Origin of the sequence: uncultured Gimesia sp. (genome assembly GCF_937919775.1) — a bacterium.
Classification (GTDB): Bacteria; Planctomycetota; Planctomycetia; order Planctomycetales; family Planctomycetaceae; genus Gimesia.
On record NZ_CALFPF010000125.1, the window covers coordinates 1 to 3,547 of the forward strand.

Annotated in this window: 2 protein-coding genes; both read right to left on the minus strand. The window is 50.7% G+C overall.

Annotated elements, in window-relative coordinates:
- Nucleotides 1-78 precede the first annotated feature (78 nt).
- Complete coding sequence (locus Q0294_RS03420; RefSeq protein ID WP_299460941.1) at nucleotides 79-1,668, minus strand: TolC family protein; 1,590 nt, start codon at nucleotides 1,666-1,668, stop codon at nucleotides 79-81.
- 285 nt (nucleotides 1,669-1,953) lie between these two features.
- Entirely contained in the window at nucleotides 1,954-3,423 is a 1,470-nt protein-coding gene (locus tag Q0294_RS03425) for a carbohydrate porin (protein WP_299460943.1), read from the minus strand.
- Nucleotides 3,424-3,547 lie beyond the last annotated feature (124 nt).

Here is a 3,547-nt window from a genome sequence, read left to right on the forward strand (position 1 = left end):
GGGGGGGGAATACAAAAAAGGCCAGGTCTCATGACTTAAGATCTGGCCCTTTTTTAAGTATTGTTTTTTAGAAACAGACTATTGCTGGCTGAATGTGAGATCCCGCAGGCTGGCGTCTCCGCTGTCATCGCGTACGGTGTCAAGCGCCCCTGTCAGAACGAAGCCGTCAATCTTGGCTTGTGCAATGGCAAACTGTGACTGAGCGTTGATGTATTGGAGATTGGAGTCAAAGAAGGTTTTTCGCGTGCTGAGAACCTGCAAGAACGCGACTTCACCAGCCTGATATGCCTGATCTGCCAGTTTCATGGAGGAACTGGCACTGGGTAAGATGTCGGAAGAATACGTTTCGATGGCGGCGACTGCGGTATCATACTCTTTGGAAACAATCGCTAAGCGAGCTTCAATACTATTCTGGATGCGTTGTGCTTCCATTTGAGCACGGCAGATTTCCGCTTGTGCCGCCTCGATGTTTCCCAGATTTTTGTTACTGACAGGTAAGGGAACACCTACCTGCAGGTTGAGCATTCCAGAATTAGTGCCGTAGTCTACACCCGCTCCCAGCAGGACGGCGATGTTCGGAATGGGCTGTACCTGCTGACGTTGCAGAGCGGCGTGAGCGCGGGAAATACGGTCCTGGGCGGCACTGTATTCGGGACTGGATGCCACCAGTGAGGCGGCGAGTCCATCCCAGTCCACTATATCAGTCTTTGTGGGAAGCGTGCCGTCCAGTCTTGCAAAGGGAAGATCAGACACCCCTGCCAGAGCCGAGATCTCTCTCCAGATGGCAGCGAGCTTCGCATTCGCTTGTCGTTTTGCAAGATGAACTTCACTCTTGAGGATCTGAGACTGCAGAACGTCGACCTGAGAGCCTTCTCCGGCTTCCTTTCGCAACTCAGCAAACTTGAGTCCCTTTTCTGCGACTGTGGAGAATTCGGTGATCAGATCGATTTGTTTCTGAATGGCGAGCGCCTGATAAAATCGCGTCCGAATATCTGTCGTGACGCGGTAACGTTGCGCTTCGAGTTCCTGTAACTGTGCGCACAAGGTGGCATTCAAGACGCGCTGGTTAAGTTCGAGCTTATCTCCGGTGACAAATTCTCGTTCGATAAAGGCCAGGTGCTGGTCGGTTCCACGATCTGCCAGCTGTTGTCCCTGATATCCAACCACAGGGTTGGGTCTGGTAAGTACCTGATTTCTGTACCCGGCGGCTTTCTGAGTTGAGGCTGCGAGTTCAGAGATGGTTGGGTTGTTTTCTAATGCAAGTGTTTCAAGTTCCTGCAGAGTGATCATTCCATTCAGTGCAGGTTCTTCGTCGACAGGATTCAAACTGATATTTTCCAACTTTGCCTGAATCGGCCGCAATGCAGATGATTCGTGCTGTTGACTTTCGCCGCGCACTAAGCGGATTGATGAATCAGTTTGAGACCCTTTCGCGGTTGAGTCGTGGGCCTTCCCGGCTACGGTGTTTGGAGGCGTGCTTGTATCGCGTTCTGACTTACCACCATCGATACCGGATGAAACGATTCCTGGTTGCTCGGCCTTATTTTGACTGATTGCGGAATTAACAGCGCAGCCGACTTCCAGGGGAATGACGGCGGCAATGATCAGACCGACCGTAATGGATCGGAAATTGAAAGTGGGACCATTTGTATCCGTGCAGTTTTTCATAAATTTGGTGCTTGTAATGATTGCAGGGCCAATAGATTCACAGACGGCGATAAATCGCGTCGCTACAATCATTAAGTTCGGTTGGATTGATATATTAGCCTTAAGTGTTTCGAGCGAAATCATCATACGCCAGGGATCTTCTGCGGTCGTACCCATAGAATCCTCATAGCTTAACGTTGGGGGCTTGGGATGCGAAAGCAAGGGCTTTGATGCCAACATGACTTAACCAGACCAGCCAGGCGGATGCGACAAGAGTTCGGATTTCGGGTCAGTCAGTTGGATGCGTTAAAAACGCAGATTCGCCCGTAATCCTGGCAGTACGGAAGTTTTATCGGTTGCGTTCGCATCTTCCAGCACTTGCAGGTCCGCCGTTAAATGAAACCAGGGAGTTATGGCGGCGTTGTAATATAACTCGACCCCTTGCACATTTCGCAAGCCCACAATGGGGTTTACCAGTTGTTTAAAGTCGCTGCTGAGTTCGTTGTAAAAGTAGCCCACGCCCATTGAGTCCTGCTCGCGGCAGCGGACCAACCCATTGGCCTGCAAGGCAACGTTGCTACTCCAGCGGTATGGGTTCGGATTTCCATCGGCGAGCATCCACTGACTCATCAGGCGCAGATTCCGTTTCTCATTACAGCTGTCAGTCCAAAGTACCTGATCCAGAATATAACTGATGGTCCAGGAGCCGGTCTGTGTTCCAGCGGCGATACCCTGACCGGGAATGACCGTCCAACTGGTGGGATCAACTGAGGTGTAAGAACGACTGCTCCAGTTTCCAAGCAAGGCATGAGAGCCGGGTTGGCCCCCCAGTTCCGTAAAGATGCGCCCGTAGCCAAGTATGACGGCACCGTCGCTAAACAAGTCATCCACACCGGCTGTTGTAGAGGAATTGTTCGTATCATACACTATCAATGCACTCTGGATCTGTCCCTCATACAATCCCAGAGCACCTGCCCCGTTAATCGATAAATTCGTCGTCCGGATAATCGGAGTCGGCGCGATGAGCGAGAGATTCATAAACCCGTTGATACCACGACCGGTATTGGGATAGATCATATTCCAGAGGTCAAGCAGGTTAAATTTTCCTGCAGTCAACGCGAAGTTTTCACTGAGGGCCTGCATGAACATCAAGCCGGTGATCGCCGTTTGATTTGTGCCAGGTAAAGGGTAAAACATGTTGCTGTTGGGAAAACTCAACAGGCCTGCATCGGCATCGATATCATCACCAAACCGTGTTTCCGCGTGCAGAATCGCAGAAAATCCTTCATTCAATCCCAGCTTTGCTCCCTGGAATGTGAACATGTAATCTGCTTTGCCTCCATACGCGAAGTTCCTGCTGCGGCCGCCACTACTGACCCCCTGATAGAACTGCGTCAATTGCAGGTCCATGAGAATGCCACTCTCGGCGAGCGAGGAACGCGCTCCGAACAGGTCACCCGTTAAATACTGGCGCGTGAAGAAACTCTCTTCGCAGTCATATCCACAATCCGCCGATGGCACACACGTTTCGCACGCAGAACCATTTTGCAATGCATCACAGGAGCCATCCTGGTCCAGCGCGTAACTGATCGGGCTGATTTCAGAGTCCAGAACAGGTTCGCTGATTTTTGCGTCTGTTTCATTAAGAAACTCTACAGGTGATTCGACGGGACTCAGTCTCTGGGGCACAGCATCGTTCGCTCCGGCAGTAGTCCAGGCAATGCTGCTAACTAGAACAACAAAACCGATCGAAAGATTTTTTAATACCGGCTGCATGAGGCACTTCAACTAATTCTAATAGTCGGACACTTGTTAATCGTGTCCGAATGGAGGGCAGGGATGGTAAATATGGATTCCAACCTTCAATCATTTCCTGTTATATTGAGATCAATCGTCACAA

Coding starts and splice junctions, on each gene's coding strand:
- Q0294_RS03420 (WP_299460941.1), bottom strand. CDS start 1,668: ATGAAAAACTGCACGGATACAAATGGTCCCACTTTCAATTTCCGATCC.
- Q0294_RS03425 (WP_299460943.1), bottom strand. CDS start 3,423: ATGCAGCCGGTATTAAAAAATCTTTCGATCGGTTTTGTTGTTCTAGTT.